15 protein-coding genes and 1 pseudogene are annotated in these 17,262 nt (G+C 67.1%); 9 read left to right on the forward strand and 7 right to left on the reverse strand.

Annotated features, from left to right (window positions below; translation table 11 throughout):
• Positions 1-439 precede the first annotated feature (439 nt).
• Positions 440-1,123, forward strand: coding sequence for an endonuclease III domain-containing protein (locus tag IEY21_RS04440; RefSeq protein ID WP_188901796.1), 684 nt, complete (start codon positions 440-442; stop codon positions 1,121-1,123).
• 103 nt (positions 1,124-1,226) lie between these two features.
• Entirely contained in the window at positions 1,227-2,891 is a 1,665-nt protein-coding gene (dcm, locus tag IEY21_RS17085; RefSeq protein WP_308424817.1) for a DNA (cytosine-5-)-methyltransferase, read from the forward strand.
• Positions 2,892-3,159: 268 nt separating this feature from the next.
• On the opposite strand, the pseudogene IEY21_RS04445 reads toward dcm, so the two are convergent.
• The 3 genes and pseudogenes from IEY21_RS04445 to IEY21_RS04455 form a co-directional block, all read right to left on the reverse strand.
• Positions 3,160-5,058: pseudogene (locus IEY21_RS04445) on the reverse strand (Z1 domain-containing protein); the annotation flags it as partial.
• Positions 5,051-6,211: an ATP-binding protein gene (locus IEY21_RS04450; protein WP_188901800.1), complete on the reverse strand. Its 1,161-nt coding sequence runs from the start codon at positions 6,209-6,211 to the stop codon at positions 5,051-5,053. The pseudogene IEY21_RS04445 and the gene IEY21_RS04450, both read right to left, overlap by 8 nt.
• Positions 6,195-6,617: a DNA cytosine methyltransferase gene (locus IEY21_RS04455; protein ID WP_229752879.1), complete on the reverse strand. Its 423-nt coding sequence runs from the start codon at positions 6,615-6,617 to the stop codon at positions 6,195-6,197. The genes IEY21_RS04450 and IEY21_RS04455 overlap by 17 nt, the downstream gene beginning before the upstream one ends.
• 44 nt (positions 6,618-6,661) lie before the next feature.
• On the opposite strand from IEY21_RS04455, the gene IEY21_RS04460 reads away from it, so the two are divergent.
• The 3 genes from IEY21_RS04460 to IEY21_RS04470 all read left to right on the forward strand — a co-directional run bounded on the left by IEY21_RS04460 (position 6,662) and on the right by IEY21_RS04470 (position 10,125).
• Positions 6,662-7,654 carry a PD-(D/E)XK motif protein gene (locus IEY21_RS04460; protein WP_188901802.1) on the forward strand — a complete coding sequence of 331 codons (993 nt, stop codon included), beginning with the start codon at positions 6,662-6,664 and terminating at the stop codon, positions 7,652-7,654.
• A complete protein-coding gene (locus IEY21_RS04465) occupies positions 7,651-9,627 on the forward strand; it encodes an AIPR family protein (protein WP_188901804.1) in 1,977 nt (658 codons plus the stop codon). The genes IEY21_RS04460 and IEY21_RS04465 overlap by 4 nt, the downstream gene beginning before the upstream one ends.
• A 105-nt stretch (positions 9,628-9,732) precedes the next feature.
• Complete coding sequence (locus IEY21_RS04470) at positions 9,733-10,125, forward strand: hypothetical protein (protein WP_188901806.1); 393 nt, start codon at positions 9,733-9,735, stop codon at positions 10,123-10,125.
• Here IEY21_RS04470 and IEY21_RS04475 read toward each other — a convergent pair.
• Entirely contained in the window at positions 10,049-11,584 is a 1,536-nt protein-coding gene (locus IEY21_RS04475) for a TniQ family protein (protein ID WP_188901808.1), read from the reverse strand. The two genes, IEY21_RS04470 and IEY21_RS04475, sit on opposite strands and share 77 nt — an antisense overlap.
• A 65-nt stretch (positions 11,585-11,649) precedes the next feature.
• Entirely contained in the window at positions 11,650-12,612 is a 963-nt protein-coding gene (locus tag IEY21_RS04480) for a homoserine dehydrogenase (protein ID WP_188901810.1), read from the reverse strand.
• A gap of 208 nt (positions 12,613-12,820) precedes the next feature.
• On the opposite strand from IEY21_RS04480, the gene prfA reads away from it, so the two are divergent.
• The 3 genes from prfA to IEY21_RS04495 are packed head-to-tail and all read left to right on the forward strand — an operon-like array spanning position 12,821 to position 15,106.
• Positions 12,821-13,954 (forward strand): peptide chain release factor 1, encoded by a 1,134-nt coding sequence (prfA, locus tag IEY21_RS04485; RefSeq protein ID WP_188901812.1) that lies wholly within the window; start codon positions 12,821-12,823, stop codon positions 13,952-13,954.
• Positions 13,941-14,435: an NUDIX hydrolase gene (locus tag IEY21_RS04490; protein ID WP_188901814.1), complete on the forward strand. Its 495-nt coding sequence runs from the start codon at positions 13,941-13,943 to the stop codon at positions 14,433-14,435. Before prfA ends, IEY21_RS04490 begins: the two co-directional genes overlap by 14 nt.
• The gene (locus tag IEY21_RS04495; RefSeq protein ID WP_188901816.1) at positions 14,432-15,106 is read left to right on the forward strand and encodes a Dph6-related ATP pyrophosphatase; all 675 of its coding nucleotides are present in this window, start codon (positions 14,432-14,434) and stop codon (positions 15,104-15,106) included. The genes IEY21_RS04490 and IEY21_RS04495 overlap by 4 nt, the downstream gene beginning before the upstream one ends.
• 34 nt (positions 15,107-15,140) lie before the next feature.
• Here IEY21_RS04495 and IEY21_RS04500 read toward each other — a convergent pair whose 3' ends face one another.
• Entirely contained in the window at positions 15,141-15,611 is a 471-nt protein-coding gene (locus IEY21_RS04500; RefSeq protein WP_188901818.1) for a transcription elongation factor GreA, read from the reverse strand.
• Between the two features lie 138 nt (positions 15,612-15,749).
• Between IEY21_RS04500 and IEY21_RS04505 the strand changes: the two genes are divergently transcribed.
• A complete protein-coding gene (locus IEY21_RS04505) occupies positions 15,750-16,073 on the forward strand; it encodes a hypothetical protein (RefSeq protein WP_188901820.1) in 324 nt (107 codons plus the stop codon).
• 52 nt (positions 16,074-16,125) lie between these two features.
• Here the strand turns inward: IEY21_RS04505 and IEY21_RS04510 are convergent, their stop codons facing one another.
• Positions 16,126-17,262, reverse strand: a complete 1,137-nt coding sequence (locus IEY21_RS04510) for a phosphohydrolase (protein ID WP_188901822.1) — start codon at positions 17,260-17,262, stop codon at positions 16,126-16,128.

Consider the following 17,262-nt stretch of genomic DNA (forward strand, 5'->3'; position numbering starts at 1 on the left):
CCGTCTCCTGCTCCGCCGGCTGGTCACAATATGAAAAGACTGTCTGAGACAGTCTTTTCATTTCCAAAACGGGCTCTAGGCGTCAGCTGCTGATCACCCGGGCATACTGAGCCGGATGAATGTGTCCTGCGCAGCCCTCCTGCCTTTGCGGACAGCATGACCGCTGAGCCTGGCCGTCCTCTGTCAGCGGGCTAGCACCATGGCCGCACGCTCACCTCTCCTGCCCGCAGCGATCAGTGCCTGCCCCCCGGCCATTCCCGCCCCCCGATCTCAGACCCTCGAAAAGGGACTGCTTGCCCAGCACAACCGCTGGCGCCGCCGCATGGTGACCCACCTGCTCGAGCATCCTGGCCTTTTTCCGCTTGTGGGGCAGTCCACTGGAGGCGTCCCTGCCAGGGTCCGTCGCCTGATCACGAGGGAGACCGACAGGCAGCAGGCGTTGACCCGCGTCTTGCAGGAGACATACACGGAGCGGGACCTGGGAAATCACAGCGACCCCCTCGATGAGTTGATTTACATCATGATCTCGCGGCGCACACGCGAGGGGGCCTATCAGGACGTCTTCCGCCGCCTGCAGACCCGCTTCCCCGACTGGGGGGAAATGGCGGGCGCGGAGGCCAGGGAGATCCACGCCATTACCGGAACTGCCGGTATGGGCGTCCAGCGCGCTGCCGATCTGGGCCAGACCATGCGCCTGATCGGCAACCAGTTTGGACGCTACAGCCTGGATGATCTCCAAGACTGGACCGATGATCGCGTGGAGGGCTTTCTGACCACGCTACCAGGCGTCGGCCCCAAAACGGCCTACTGCGTACTGATGTACTCGCTGGGCCGCGCAGCATTCCCGGTGGACACCCACAACCTGCGCGTCCTCGCCCGCGCCGGTGTCTTCCACGAGGCCGGGCTGGACCTCACGCACCTCGACCACAAACGGGGTCAGGCCGTCCTCGCAGACCTGATCGCCCCGGAGCTGCGACACTCCCTGCATGTCAGCCTGGTACTCCACGGCCGCGACGTGTGCCAGCCCCGGCCCCGCTGTGGCGGGTGTGCGGTGAACCATCTGTGTGATTTTTACCGGGCCAGGCAGACCCAGGTGAACAGGACTTCCAGCCTTCCCACCTGATTCGGGGAAGATGTGGCCGTTTTGCCCTCCACCCTTGCTGCCGCGCGAGAGATTTGCCGAATGTGGGGAAGCCGTAAGAACCTGACCCGCTATGCTAGAGGAAATGGCAGCCGCACTTTTCCCCGCTTCGACTCCCGCGCAGCCGCACGAGGCCCTGCCGGCACAGGCCACTGAGGATGGGTTCACGGCGGCCACCGGGGCAGCTGGACGGGGACTTCACGATGGACCAAAGGGCCGCGTGGTCTCGGGCGCTGACCGTCGCTGGCGGGGCGTCATGGACCGCAGGCTTCATAAACAGCGCGGCGGCACGCTCGTTGAGGCGAGGGGTGTGCGGCAGGCGGTGGAGGAACAGGCCCAGACCCTGACCTCAGCGCTGGGCGCACTGTATGCAGATCGGCTTTCCGGAGCAGGAAGCGCGCCGCCCCCCCCGCCGTTGTTCGCCGTGACCCACCTGGAACGGGTCCTGAGGCGTACCCGGTTGCTCGAACCACTGGGGGTCAGCCTTGATGAGGTGGCCGCACAGGCCATGGAGGCCACGACACTGGCGGCCCTGCCGCCCTCGCTGCGGGAGGCTTTCCGTATCGGCGCTGCCCTGCACGGCGAGGCGGTCTGCCAGGCACCCGTCCCGCTCTGCGCCACCTGCCCGCTGCGGCTACTCTGCGCCACGGGGCGCGAGCACCTGCACCAGCAGGCCCACGCGGAAGAACGCCTGACCCTGGTGGACATGTTCTGCGGCGCGGGCGGACTTTCAGAGGGGTTTCGCCGCGCGGGCTACCGCACCGTCCTGGCCGTCGACGCCGACGAGCACGCCATGCGCACCTACCGGCTCAACCACCCCGAGGTCGACGAGGGTGCCATGCTGTGCCGCGATATCCGCGATTTCCGTGGAGAGGCCGAGGCCATCCGGGAGATCGTCGGTGAGACCCCCATCGACGTGCTGGTCGGCGGGCCGCCCTGTCAGGGGTTCTCCAGGGCCGGCCTGCGCGCCAAGAGTGCGCACGGTGCAGGACCCGCCACCGAGGATGAGCGTAACCACCTGTTCCACGAACTGGTCGATCTGCTCGAAGTCCTCCAGCCCCGCGCCATGGTCATGGAAAACGTTCCCGGCATGAGTGAGGTGAAATACCAGGACGGCACCACCTTCGTTGATGCTGCGCGCAGCGCGATGGAGTCGGCGGGGTACCAGACCACCACCTGGCTGCTGAACGCAGCGGCCTACGGCGTGGCCCAGGACCGCATCCGACGCATCATCGTGGGCATCCGGGATGGGCGTGCCCCCGATGGGCCGCCGCCACCCACCCATCACGCGCCAAGCTCGCAGCACGCGGTGGACAGCCTGAAAGACGGACTGGAGCAGCAGGCCGTCACCCTGGGCGAACAGCTCGCCGGACTTCCACTGCTCAACGCGAACGAGGGCCAGAACATCAGCGCACTCAACGGCAGACTGCTCACCGGACACATCGCCCGCTTCAACAACCCCGACGACCTTGAGCGGTTTGAAAAGATCAAACCCGGCGAGTCCTACCGCAAGCTGATCGAGCGGGAACCACTCCTTGAGTGCTACAGCGCGGACAGCTTTCCTGACAAGTACTACAAAATGCGTGCCGACCGCCCGGCGCGCACCATCGTGGCCCACCTGCAGCGCGACGGCAACGGCTACATCCATCGAGCACCACCGTCCATCGCCGCAGGCGGGGCGGGCTGGCGTTCTGCGCCGAGCGCACGTACGCCAGCGAGCGGGCGAGCTTGCCGTTCAGCCCAAGGGTAAGGGTGCCAGACAGCTCGCGGAATGCCTCCAGCGGGCCTTGCAGCGTTTCCCAGGGCACGTCATCCCAGACGTGGGCGTTGCCGGCCCGCTGCTGGCCCCGTCCCTGCACCAACTCCCTCACCAGCCCCTGCATCAGGTCGTCGTTGAAAGTCGCGTCTACCAGCGCGGTGCGGGTGACTTCCAGGGTCCGGCCCGCCAGGGAGAGGGGGACCGTCACGGCGTGTCTGAGCTTGGTGCGTCCGGTGACGGTCATGCCCGGCGAGGTGCGAATGCGGATGCCGAAGTCCAGCGGCGTGGCACCCATGCCTGCCATGTCCTCGAGTTCAGCCCGCAGCTCCTCGTCGGACTCCATGATCCCGGTAAAGGCGTGCAAGAGGTCGCCCGGGGCGTGCAGCCGGCACAGGTCCTCGTAGCCCATGCGGTACCCGAACCAGCGGCACATCTGCATCAGGGTGTCGTGCTGCAGGCTGGCGCGCAGGTGGTAGCTCGTCGTCAACCCCTCCAGGGTCAGGCCGCGGCTGAGCTTGGTACCGCCGATGGCGATCACCGTCAGCGGCCCACTCCGGGCGCGGCGGTAATCCAGGCCCTTCTTGGTCACCCCGTTGATGGTCTCGGTGGTCAGGCGCTCGAACACGTCGGTGATGAGGGGGCGCAGTTCGTCCCAGGTCACGGCCTGGGCCGGGTCCTGCCGATCTCTGAGGCTGTTCCACGTCTCGCTGAATTCGGCCTCCACCTGGGGAACCTCTCCTGGTCCGGCCACGGGAAAGTCCCATCCGGCCTGCAGGCGATCAACCTCGCGCTGCACCTGCGTGTGGATCTTCCCGTGCGCGCCAGTGCGGACGCTGGAGTGGATCAGCATGCTCTCGTGCTGGCGTTCAAGGCCCAGCCGCGCGCGGCGCACCCGGCGCACTGCGCTGACCAGCACGAATTCGCGGATGGCCCGGCGCAGGCTGGGGGGCATGTCGCCCACGACACTTTCCTTGCCGATCCAGTTCCCGGCGTCCTCCACCTTCACGGTGTGGCCCAGGCCGTCCTCCTCTTCCAGGAAACGGCGGGCCCCGAAGTAATTCGGGGGCGGCTTGAGCAGCGCGATGAAGTCGCGTGGGAACAGGTCCTCGCCGTGTTTCTCCCCGCGCGCCTCCGGGTCGATCATCACGTTGGCGTACGGCGTGGCGGTGTAAGCCACGTAGGTGCTGCGGCCCGCACGCTGAAGCAGCAGCCGGATCGCCCCGTTGATGGATGTGGGGGACTCATCAGGTTCGTTGGTGTCGATGGACGCGTCGTCGGCCTCGTCGTCGATGAGCAGAAGAGGCTCGGCGGCCAGCTCGCCGTTAGCCTGCAACCAGTCGGCCACGTGGCCGATCATGGTGGCGTGCTTCTTGATCACGGCGATCCGCACCGCCGAGCCCGCGATGTTGTTGTGATTGGCCCGGCGCTTGTCGAAGTCCCCGCCTTTCTTGCCGTTTCCGTTGCCAGCGACATGATCCTGACTGGTCAGCGAAAGCATCGTCAGCCCGGGGATCTGACCGATCAGGCCCACCCCGATGCGTGTTCTGGCGACGTTGAGACCGCTGCTCTCGATCCCGGTCACGCCCAGGTCGATGCGTTCCTGGGTCTGATGCCGCAGGTCGTTGGTGCGCCCTCCCAGGACCACGATGTTGCGGTAGCCGGCGTCGATGGCCGCGCAGATCAGGCTGACGTAGCTGGTGGTCTTGCCGGACTGCACGTCCCCCACCACCATGCCCCGCCGGCTCCAGGGTCCGATCACGGCGGGGTTGCCGCACCGGCCCAGGATGTTTCCGGTGACCCGTTTCAGGCGCACCCGCGCTTCTGCGGACCAGGCCTCGCGCTCGAGCTGCTGGAGGTAGCGCTGAAGCAGGGGTGAGGTCGCAGCGGGCTGCCAGACGGCAACGTCATTCACCCCCCCGGTCCCTTCAGGTACCAGAAAGAACCCCTCGAGGGAGATGTCCTGCTGACGCTCGATCTCGCGGACCACCTCGTCCAGCAGTTCGTCCTCATACTCCAGGCTAGTCAGCACCTGGGCGGCCTGCTGGCGAACGAGTGCCGGGCCGGCGGGCTGGCTGGCGGTCTGGCGGAAGGCCAGCAGCATGTCGCCCGCCACCTCGGCAGCGCGCTCGATTCTGGTCTGGCGGTTGTCTTCAGCCATGGTGTCGCTCCTCCTCGAGCCGGATCAGCAGGTGCTCCACACCCCCGGGGGCGCGGCTGTTCCCCATCACATCCTGCACGAGGGGGTGATCGCGCCGAATGGCTTTGCCGTTCCACAGGTCCCCTGTATTTGTCGGCGTATCACCACTGCGCTCCCGCGGCCCGCGTTGCCGCCCGGCCCGGTCCATCACATCGTCCAGGATGTCGCGCAGGCGCGGTTTGAGGCGCGGAGGGATGGCGCAGCCCGATTTGGACAGGTTGACCCGCCAATCGCGGTCGAGCTCCGGGCCGATGTCCACCAGCACACGCACGCGGTCGCTGGCGGCGCGGTGTCGCCTGCCGATGCCCAGGCCCAGCCAGCCACCCAGGGTTAGCGCGCGCCCGGCACGGTGCACGTGAAATCCAGCGTGTTCATGCCGGCCCAGTGGGCCCTCGACCTCCGGATCGTCGGTGTAGGTTGGAAGGATAAAGGGCGTGATCCGGACCCGCTTGTCGTCAAGCCGCACGGAGCTGAGGCTGCTGACCTCTGGCAGCTCGGGGCTACACAGGGACCAGGGGCGCAGCAGGGTGCCCTGCACGCAGATGCTCAGCCCGTCGGCCAGGTAGGTGGCAAAGGTGCACCTCAGGTGTTCGGACAGCTTTCTCATCTCAGCCGAGGCCAGTTCCGGCCGCAGCGCGAGCAGCGGCGCGGCGATCCGGACTGTGGTGCCCACAAGCAGATCGACCTCATCCTGCACGTCGATCAGCCAGCGCCCCGTCTGTGCCATGCGCTCCGTGTCCAGTGTGGCCACGGTCCCTCGCCCGCCGGCCCGGGCACTGCTCAGCGTGAATTGCCCGGACTGCGACAGGTAAAGCGACGCGGCCTTCAGGCCAGTGCCGAACCTTCCCAGGTCACTTGCGTTCCTGACCTCCCCGTGCATGTAGCCGATCTTCATGGCCTGGACCAGCACCTCCCCGTCCATGCCATGGCCGTCATCTTGGAGGGTCAACGTGCCCCCGCCGCCCAGGTCAAGGCTCAGGCTGATCTCCCGGGCGCCGGCGCTGATCGCGTTGTCGATCAGATCGGCAACCGCGCTTTGAACGGTGTAGCCCGCGCCCGTCAGGGCCGCGAGCGTGCCCGCAGGGCTGGGGGCTATCTCAACCTCGCGCGTCACGGTCCAGTTCGTCCAGGTGGTTTCTGATGTGCCTGCCGATGGCCTCGGCCAGCAGGGGCGGCACGGCGTTGCCGACCTGCCGGAAAACCTGGGTGAGGGGTCCGGTGAACAGGTAGTCGTCGTCGAAGCTCTGCAGGCGCGCCGCTTCACGGGGCGTGATGGACCGCGCCCGATCGGGGCCAGGATCAGGGAGGACGGGGTGCTGAATTTCGGGGCCATCAGCAACCCCAGCGATGAACAGCTGGCCCGCGGCGCCTCGGCGGGCAAGACGCGCCAGGCCGTGAAGGCCACCCGCACCCGGGACGAGGGGCTCCTGATCATCTACCCAATCACCACCATCGGAACCGATGTGTGCACCAGCGGCTTCGCGCTGTCGTTCCCCGGGGACGCTGAGATGCGCCGTCACAACTACACGCTGAACCCGGTGGCCCAGGCCGAGGAGATGCGCGCATGAGACCCGGCGAACTGTGGTCCCGCATGGAGCGTGGAGCGGTGCCCGTGATGCGGGCAGCCACCAGGATCAGTGACGATGCCACGCTGCTGTGCCTGCGTGGCGGTGACTGCGGCGACGGCGAACTTGCGCTGCGGCTGCCGCTCGACACTGGCGTCCAGCGTCTGCTGGATCCCTGGGACGGTTTGATTCTCACCCGCAGCGTGGGAGACGCCTTTCCAGGGCAGCAGATGATTCGCATCGCCCCCGCCGACGCCGGCTACCGTGACCTGTACATCCACCTGGCCGATGACCTGCACGACCACCTGCAAGGGGCCAGCAGTGCAGGAGATGCCGTGCGCGTCGTCCTGGCACGCCTGCGGCTCTGGAGCGGCTTTCTGAAGCGCAGCTCCGCGCTGCTGGATGGGCGGACGGTTCGAGGTCTGTTCGCCGAGCTGTGTGTCCTGGAGCGCTTCCTGGTGCCTGCGCTGGGCTGGGAGACCTCACTGGGCGTCTGGACCGGGCCGGCCGGCACCGCACAGGACGTCATGACCGATCACCTGGCCCTGGACGTCAAGGCCACCCAGGTGCATGACCACGTGGTGACGATCAGCAGTGTTGAACAGCTTGACCCACCTGGGACACGGGTGGTGCGGCTGCTTCAAGCCCAGCTCAGCGAGGGTTCAGGCGAGAGCCTGCAGGCCCTGGTCAGCCGCCTGCAAACCCTGGCCGCAGCCAGCGGGGCGGACACCATGCTGGCCGCGCGCCTGACCCAGGTGGGCGTGACCACACAGGCGCTTGACGACCTTCCTGAACAGCCGATGCAGGTCCAGAACTGGACGCTGCACCGCGCCGACGATCCTGGCTTTCCCGCCCTGCGGCGCGCCGCACTGCCTGCCGGCGTCGTGGGCGCCACCTACCGCATCGACCTCTCGCGCTCGACAGCGCAGCCAGCAGAGCTCAGCGAACTGCCTGACCTGCTCGGGCGGACCCATTCAGGTGAAGCTTCATGACCGCGATTCCCACAGACAGTCCCGGAAATCTCAACGAATACACCAGAGGTCTGCTCGACTCGCTCGAGCGGCAGGCCGACCAGGACGGTTACTCCATCGAACGGGCACTCGTTCAGTCCTGCAGCGAGAGCCTGCAGGAGCTGTCCCAGGCCCCCGAGCTGCTCTGGGTGGATGTCCGCGTCGCGGGAAGCCGGACCCAGCCCGGCCTCCTCGCCCACGCCTGGGCGGTGGACGAGCTCGACCGCCTGCACCTGGCCGGCGTGCTGACGCGTGACGGGGTCCCGGATCAGAACCTGCCCTACGTCTTCAGCAAGAAGGAAGTGGACGACGTCCTGCAGAGAATGCTCAACCTGGCCAGCCATCTGCGAGACGGGAAGACGTTGACTGACGAAACCCATCCCGATGTCGCGGAGTTCGCGCGGCAGGGCCGGCGGATTCTTGACGATGACTCTCCTGAGATCGTGCTGCACCTGATCACCCCGGGGCACTACCGCAGCACTCTGCCGCGGGTCAGCCTGCCCGGTCTGATCGTGACCCCCCGCGTGCACGACATCGCGTGGTTCTGGAAGATCACGCGCGACGAACCCAGCGAGCAGCTTGACTTCCGACAGTTGCCCGGCGGCGGCCTGCCCTGTCTGGTGGCCAGCCAGGACGTGGATGGGGAACCCAACGTGCTGCTCACCGTCATGCCAGGCACACTGCTGGCCGAACTCTATGACGCCCGGCGCGACGAGTTGCTGCGGCGCAACGTCCGCATCTACCTGCGTCAGACCCGCAAGGTCAACCGCGAGATGGCGCTATCGGCGCGCACCGACCCGCGCCGCTTCGTGGCGCTGAACAACGGCATCTCGGCGGTGGCGGCCAGCGTGAGTCTTAGCGCCGACGGCAGCCGCATCGAGACCATGAATGATCTGCAGATCGTCAACGGTGGCCAGACCACCGCCACCCTGCACGAGGTCTGGAGTGACCGGCGCCAGCCCAGCGATCTGGCAGGGCTCAGCGTGCAGGCCAAGATCACCATCATTCCCCCGGACACCGACGCAAGCGACGAGCTGGCCCAGAGCATCGCGCTCGCCGCGAACAGCCAGAACAAGATCACGGCGAGCGATCTGCTGTCTGGCGATCCTCATGAGCGCAGCCTGCAACGCATTTCCCGCGAGCGGCGCTACGTCAGCCAGGGCGTGGAAACTGGCTGGTTCTATGAACGCATCCGTGGTCAGTACGCAGGCATGCTGGCGGCGGAGGACAGGGACGCAAAGAGCTATCCCGCGGATCAGGTGATCACCAAGACCTACGGAGCGCAACTCGCCATGGCCTGGGACCGCGAACCCTACCTGTCCTCCCTGGGCGGGGAGAAGGCCTTGGGCGTCTACAAGAAAGAGTTGAAACGGAAGTCGGGTAACCGGGCCCTTCCAGAGGCCAGCGAACAGGACTTTGATCATCTGGTGGCCCTCGCCATCATCCGGCGCGAGGCCGACGGCCCCATCGCGGCCGAGGGAACCCTGAAGCCCCCGCTGGGGTTCTATCTGCTGGCCTGGCTTGCGGAGCATCTGGGAGACGAGATCGACCTGAACCAGATCGCCCGTACGGGCGTGCTGCCCGAGCGGCTGCTGGGCGTCATTCAGCAGGTCACGCCGCTGATCTCCAGGGTGATGCGCTCGGAACCGGCGAGCGTGCCGCACGAGGGAGAGCGTCCCAAAAGGTCCGACTGCTGGAAAGAGGTCAGTAAGATTACTCTGGAGGGTCTGGCTCAGAACGTCCATGGGCGCCGCGACTTCACCCGTCAGGACTGGCAGGCGGCGCTGGTCTGGGCGCAGGGTAAGCGCAACAAGGTCTTGCGGGAAAAGATCATGCGGGCCAGGAAGATCGTGCAGACCGGGCAGTCGTCGCAGAAGCGGGAATTTCTGGTCAGCGTGATGCAGGAGGCCATCGACGGGGGGTTCAAGATCGACCTCAGCAAGGTGGCCGTTTAACCAGAAAAGAGACCCCGACACCGGGTTCCCCGGCAAGAAGAAGGAAGCCCCGGAAGGTGTAAGCCCGGCTTTGCCGGGTCAGAAGGTCATGACCAAGGAGATGTCATGGCCAGAACCACCAAACCAGCCGCCGACCACAACCGCGCCACCGTCGCGCGGCTGTGGGAAGAGAAATCCGCTCTCAAACCCAGGGTGCAGGCCGCCAAACACACCCTGCTCTTCGCCGGGGAGGCCCGGACCCCCGAGCGCCGCAAGGCGCTGACCCTGCTGGAAAGGCGCGCGCGCCTTGAGGGCATGATCCAGGCCCGCGAGGACTTGCAGCAGACGCTGGACGTCGCCGCCGACCGCGAGCGGCAGTTGCGCCAGAATCACCAGACGCTGCTGCGTCAGCACATGGAACTGCGCCGTGAAATGCAGGTGTTCAGCGCGACACGGCCTGTTGGGCCTGAATCGCTGCCGCCAGCTCCATCACCAGCCGATGATGCAGAGCAGGGTTAATCAATCGGGCCTCCTCGATAATGCCGTTGCTGTAGAGCATGCGTGCGGTGACGTGGCGCCACGGCGCTTGCGGCGAGGGGTTGAACAGCGCGTAGCCCGGGGCCGCCACGCGCCCCCGAAGGCCCTGCGTCAAATCGTCGTGCAGGGCTTGTAGCAAGGGGCCGAGCACCCCTTTCTCTCGCCAGAGGCGCCGCCTCTGGTTGGACCCCCCCTGCGGGACTGACATGGACTTCCAGTCCATCCCCGCGATGTACGAGAGCGTGCCCTCGAAGCTGCGCCGGAGTGCGGCCGCGCTGTGGGCTGCGGTGACCTGAAGCAGATCGTCCCAGACCAGTTGCCACTGGTGGTCCGTGAGCCGGAAGACCTCCCCCGGCACGAACACACGAGGATCGTCCACCAGCAACCTGTCCAGCGCCTCGACCAGGCCCGGCCAGCCGTTCAGCAGGGTAGGTGGGTCATCTTCCACGAGCCGCTGCGCGAGCCATAGTTCGTAGAGTTGCCCCCCCCTGGGCAATTTTTTTTGCCCTGCTGAGCGAAGCAAGACGTGTTGCCCAGCCTGGCGCAGCCCAGCGATGGGGCCTGCAGGTGACCGCAACACCGATGAGGTGTATTCCCAGGCCGAGACGCGGGTCTCGGCCTGAACTTTCATGGGACGCCGGCGTCCGCCGGGCACCGTTGGCGCTGGCCGGCTGGCCGCGGCTGGAAGATGAGAGCCATAGGTGATGGACGCCCGGAAGAATGCGTCCACGAAAGCTGTCCATGCCTCGGGGGCATGTCCCGATGACCGCGCTTCGTGGATCAGAGTGAGAAGGCCCGGCATAGCGAGTGTTTCATGGGGCGCCTGGGCAAGATCGAAGCTGCACATGGCACAGCGCCGCAGGTCGTTTTCAAGCCGGCCCTGGCGATCTGGCCTGCGCACATTGGGCAGCCTCTTGGTCCGCACCCCGGGCAAGGACAGTGAGCTGCGACAGCCGGGACAGACACCGACGAGACGGATCTGATGAAGCTTGCAGACCACGCTGGCGCGGTACAGCCAGGCCCTTCTCACGTAAGGCACGTGGTCCTCCCCCAGACACGCGGGACACACCTGAAAGGTGGTCACGCCCAGGAATGGAGTGGCGTTGCTGTTGACCACCAGGGTCAGGCCCGCTTCCAACCCCTGCTGCAACTGAAGTGACTGCAATGAACTGGACGACTTGCCGGCTGCCACGGCCAGCACATCTGTTTCAGCAGTGGTCAACGAGCGATACCGCAACGCCTTGAGATCAAAATCGCAGTTCTCCAGCATCCACTGCAACGTATGCTCGTTGCCCATCGCCAGCCGAGCAACCCAGGAACCGATCCACTCGTCGCGCCGCGGCGAAGGACGGATTCTCAGGCGACGAAATCCAGCGGTTGTGTTTGAATTCATCTTTAACTCATTTTTTGGTTCGGGCCGCAGTGCAGTTTTGAACTGCAAAACCCCTGAAAGTGAACTCCAGTTCAGTTCTGGGCTGAACGTCACACACTGTTTGCCCGGCCGCTTCAGTGCAGCGGTACGTGCCCCGGAAACCCGATCACCCAGTCGAGCAGGTCGCCGACCATCGCGCTGGCCGTGATCATGCCGCCCGCGCCGCCACCGGCAAAGATCAGGGTGCCGCATTCCTCGCCCTCGTAGACCAGGGCGTTGCGGCTGGCCCCGGCGTTGCACAGCGGATGGTCCAGCGGCAGACGCTGCGGCGCGACGGTGGCCTGCCACGCACCGCCGCTGCGCCGCAACTCCGCGACCAGCTTGATGCGTTCGCCCGCCGCGCGCGCGTCCTGCACGTCCTGCAGGGTGATGTCCTCGATGCCGCGCACCTGCACCGCGCTGTAGGGAAAACGCCCATCTGCACAGAAGCGGGCAAGCACAGTCAGCTTGTGGGCGGTATCGAAGCCCCCGACGTCCAGCGTGGGGGGCGTCTCGGCGTAGCCCAGGGCCTGCGCCTCGGCCAGGGCCTGGGCGTAGTCGCGCCCCGCCTCCATCTGGCTCAGGATGTACAGGCAGGTGCCGTTCAGCACCGCCTGCAGGCGCGTGAAGGTGCTGGCCCGCAGCACGGTGCTCATGGGACCAATCACCGGGGTCCCGGCCATCACACTGGCCTCGTAGTACAGGCTGCCGGCCAGGGCATAGTCCCGCAGCACGTCCCAGCGCTCGGCAAGCAGCGCCTTGTTCGCGGTGATCACCGGCCGGCCCGACCTCAGGTACGGAGCCAGAATTTCCAGCGGACGCTCGACGCCCCCCATGGCCTCGATCACCACGCCGCATTCCTGCAAAAAGCCGGGGTCGGTGGTCACGCGGGTGCCGTCCGGCACGTTGCGAACCTTGTGGACATCGCGCACGAGGACGCCCGCAATCTCGACCCGCACCCCCAGGTCGGCGAAGACGCTCTCACGCCGCCGAATCAGGTTCAGGACGTCCTGCCCCACCGTACCGCTGCCCAGGACACCCACCGTCACAGTTCTCATGGGGCCGACTGTAACGCGCCCGCTCCCCCGCCCCGGCCAGCCGGGTTAGGTGTGCGCGGCACCCGCGTGTGATTTCCCTTCAGGTCGGCGTGACAGCCGGACGCTAGACTGCCGGCATGTTGCCTGTGTCAAGAATCTGTCTGCTGGCGGAATTCCCGTCGGCCGAGAGTCCGCCGTGCCGCCCGGCCGTGCGGGCTGTGCCGCACCCGTGAGTGCCCGTCTTCAGGAGCTGCAATCGGAGTTCGGTCTGGTCGAGCGCCGGCTGGGTGATCCGGCTGCGCTGGCCGACGGCCGCGAATACGCCCGCCTGACCCGCCGCCACCGCGAACTGTTGCCGCTGGTCACCCTGCTGCGCGAACGCGAGGGCCTGGAAGGCGATCTCGCCGGAGCGCGCGAACTGCTCACCGACCCCGACATGCAGGAGCTGGCAGCGGGAGAGGTGGCGGCCCTCACCGCCCGTCTCGCCGAGATCGAGGGCGAGCTGGAGGTGCTCCTGCTGCCCACCGACCCGAACGATGCCAAGGATGTGATCCTGGAGCTGCGGGCCGGCGCGGGCGGCGCGGAGGCGGGGCTGTTCGTGATGGACCTGCTGCGGATGTACACCCGCTATGCCGAGGGGCTGAACCTGCGGGTCAACGTACTGGACGCCAACGAGAGTGACCTGGGTGGGGCGAGCAAGGTCGTGGCCGAGGTCACGGGGGACCACGCCTTCCGGGCCTTCAAGTGGGAGCGCGGGGTTCACCGTGTTCAGCGCGTGCCGGCCACCGAATCCCAGGGCCGCATCCACACGAGCACCGTCACCGTGGCCGTGCTGCCCGAGGCCGAGCAGGGCGAGGTGCAGCTGGACCTCTCGGAAGTCCGCATTGACGTGTTCCGCTCGCAGGGCGCGGGCGGGCAGGGCGTGAACACCACCGACAGCGCGGTGCGGGCGGTCTACCGTGCGGGCACGCCCGACGAGATCATGGTGGTGTGTCAGGACGGACGCTCGCAGATCAAAAACCGAGAGAAGGCGCTGGTCGTGCTGGCCTCGCGCCTCGCCGAACGTGAACGCGCCGCCCGAGACGAACAGGAGCGCCACGAACGGGCCTCACAGGTGGGCAGCGGGGACCGCAGCGAGAAGATCCGGACCTACAACTACCCCCAGAACCGCGTGACCGACCACCGCCTGGAGGGCGACGACAAGAACCACCCGCTCGACAGCGTGATCGAGGGGGCCCTGACTCCGGTGGTCGCGGCCCTGGCCCGCACCGAGAAGGAACGGCAACTCGTCGAGATGGCCGCACAGGACGGGGCCGGGCCTCAGGACGGCCCGGGCCGCCGTGGACAGCATGGCGCGGCGTGATCTGCTGGTCGCAGCGGGCATTCTGCGCGACCGTTTCGGGCGGGTGCTGCTCGTCGGCAACGACTGGCAGGGGCACGGCCGGGTGCGCCACACCCTGCCCGGCGGCGTTGTAGAAAACGGTGAGACGCTGCCCGAGGCCCTGTACCGCGAGATCTTCGAGGAAACCGGCCTCAAGCTGACCGGCATCCGGCACATGGCCTACACCGTGCATATTGAGGACGAGCGCCGGGGAGAGCGCGCCATCGCCGTGGCCTTCGAGGCCACCTGGGAAGGCCTGCTCAACCCCGCCGACCCCGACGGCTTCATCGTGGAGGCGCGGTTTTGCACCCCCGAAGAAGCGCTGGAGAAGCTGGAATCCCCCCCCATGCGCGAACCCCTCAGCGACTTTCTCAAAACCGGCGAGCCGGGACGCTTCTATGCCTTCAAGGGCTGGGACGGCCGGGGTGGGCTGCGGATTCCGGCCCTGAAACCGCGGTCGTGACCGGCACGCCCTTTGTCAGCTCCTGGAGCGGCGGCAAGGACAGCGCCCTGGCCTTCCACCGCGTCCGGCAGGCCGGGGGGGTGCCCCTGGCCGTGGTGAACATGCTTGACGAGACCGGTGAACGGTCACGCTCCCACGGCCTGCGCCCGGAAGTCATCGCGGCGCAGGCGGCGGCGTTGGGCGTGCCGCTGTGGAGCGCACGGGCCTCCTGGGCGGGGTACGAGGCGCAGTTCACGGCGCTGCTGCGGCAGGCAGCGGCAAACGGCGCGGCCGAGGCCGTGTTCGGCGACATCGATCTGGCCGCCCACCGCGAGTGGGAAGAACAGGTGTGCGCGGCGGCGGGGCTGCGCGCCCGTCTGCCGCTGTGGCTCGAACCCCGCCGCGCCCTGGTGGACGAGATGCTGAGCCTGGGCCTGCAGGCCCGTGTGGTCGCCGTGCGCCAGGACGTCCTGCCCCCCGACCTGCTGGGCCGGACGCTGGACGCTCCGTTGATCCGGGAGATCGAGCGGCTGGGGGCCGATGCCTGCGGTGAGAACGGCGAGTACCACACCGTACTGGTCGATGGTCCGGACTTTGCGCGTCCGCTCCGGCTGGTGGCGGGGCCGGCGGGCGTTCACCACACCGGCGAAGGGACGCTGCGGGTGGCGACCCTGGACCTCATTCTGGGCTGAGGTTCCTGCCCGATCGTCCGGTCCCCCTCAGGCCTCAGTCGTAGTCGACGGCCAGAACCTCGAACTTGGCCGTGCCCTTGGGCAGCTGCACGGTGACCGTGTCTCCCGCACGCTTGCCGGCCAGGGCCTGACCGATGGGGCTGGCGTCGCTGACCCTTCCCTTGGGAACATCCACCTCATAGGTGCCGACGAGTTCAAACTGGCGCTCGTTTCCCTTCTCGTCACGGACCCGGATCTTCGCGCCCAGCCCCGCACCCTTGCTCGCATCGGCCTCCACGATCACGGCGCGTTCCAGTTGGTTCTCAATCTCGACAATGCGGGCCTCGTTCTCGCTTTGCTGCATGCGGGCCTCGTCGTAGGCCGCGCTTTCCCGCAGGTCACCGTCGGCGATGGCAGTGCCCATGTAGTCCGAAATCTGTTCGCGGCGCACCGTCTTGAGGTGGTGCAGGGTCTCGGCCAGCTTGTCGTAGCCGCGCTGGGTCATGGGGATGGGTTCCTGAGTCATAGACATTCCAGTATAGAGTCGCCCGCCCTCAGAAATCGTCCGATATCTGCCGCCTGCCCCGCTGTCGGGTCAGGCCCTCAGGGTTTGGTGAAGGGCCCCTTCAGCGCCGCCGCCCGGCACGCGACTAGGCTGCCCGACATGACCCGTTATGACGATGACCGCGAAATCGAAGGTGAGGTGCAGGACGAGGGCACGAGCCCGGAGATCTTGCAGGACAAGATGGTGGCCGAGGACGTGCTGCGCCAGGACACCCGCGCCGACCGCACGAACCCCAACGACCAGCCCGGGTTCATGGACGGCATTCGGGGCGACTGGGACGGCGAGGACCGCCAGGGCGAACCCAACAGCGAGACGGGAGGCGACCTCAGCGGCGAGGAACAAGGAGGCCAGGGCACGTCCCGCAGCGGGGGCGTAGACGGCGGCCCGGCGCGCACCACGCCCCTGCCCGGCAACAAGAAGTAGTCGGGCGGGGGCACCCCGGAAGTGGGTTCGGGAATGGGTCAGGGAAGCCCGCTCAGCGGCGCTCCACCCCAATATCCAGCGCGGCGGCCACGGCCTCCTGCGCCTGTTTCTGGCGGTCCTCGACCTCCACCTCGACCTGTTCGCCACTCTCCAGATCCATCACGAAATGGTCACCCGAGAGCCGCACGCGCGAGAGGATCTGTTCCTCGCCGTGCGGACGGGTGGCGGCGCGCAGTTCCACATAAGGCTGCATGGGAGTGCGGATGACCTTGGGAGCCAGCACCTCCTCCACCTGAAAGATGCCGCCTGAGTTGTTCATGGTCACGCTGATCAGCACCGGGGTGTTGCGTCCCCGCTCGATGACCACCTGATCGACCGCCAGGGCGCTGATGGAGTGGATGTCCACGCTGCCCAGCGAAAAGGCCTTGCGCCCCCTCCCCTTGGTGATGTCGGTGCCGTCGGCCACCGCCGTGATGCCGCCCTCCAGCGTCAGCGGCGGTGGATTCAGGTCGTGGCAGTTGATGGAACTCAGGATGAAAGAGCGGACCTTGACCCGTTTGAAGGGGTCCGAATACAGCGGTCCCATGATGCGGTCCAGAATAGGCAGGGCCAGCGTCACGCCGTGCTGTTCGTGCGAGACGCGGTGAATCTGGTTGCCGATGTCGTGCAGCATGGTTCCCAGGATCACCGTGAGGTACACGTCGTCGGCGTCACCAATGCCCGACTCCATCAGGTCGGGCTTGATGCCGGCCTCCAGCAGCAGTTCCGTGATCGCCAGACTGGCCGCCCCGGTGATGAAGGAATGCACCCGCCCGTGGTCGTTGTAGCCCAGCTTGCGCATGGTGATGTAGTTCGCCATGTCCCAGTGGGCCAGCGCTTCGGGGTCGCTGCTCAGGGCGGTGTAGGCGGCCAGTGCCCGCGGAAAGCCCTCCAGATCTGCGCGGATGGCGGCGTCGGCCTCCTGAATCAGTTTGGAGCGGGGGGTGGTGAACTCGACGACCCGGCCATTGCCCGGCACGGACGTGGCCGCGGCCGGCTGCTGCGCGGCGACCCGGTCGGCCGAGAGCATCGGCTCGGCGCGCGAGTCCTCCACGTCCTCCACGTTGCCCGCCTGCACGCTGAGCTTAAACTTCTTGTCCGCCTGCTTCGGGCGCGCCGGGTCGCGGGGATCGTAGGCGTCCTCAGCCAT

Origin of the sequence: Deinococcus aerophilus, assembly GCF_014647075.1 — a bacterium.
In the GTDB taxonomy this organism is placed as follows: Bacteria; Deinococcota; Deinococci; order Deinococcales; family Deinococcaceae; genus Deinococcus; species Deinococcus aerophilus.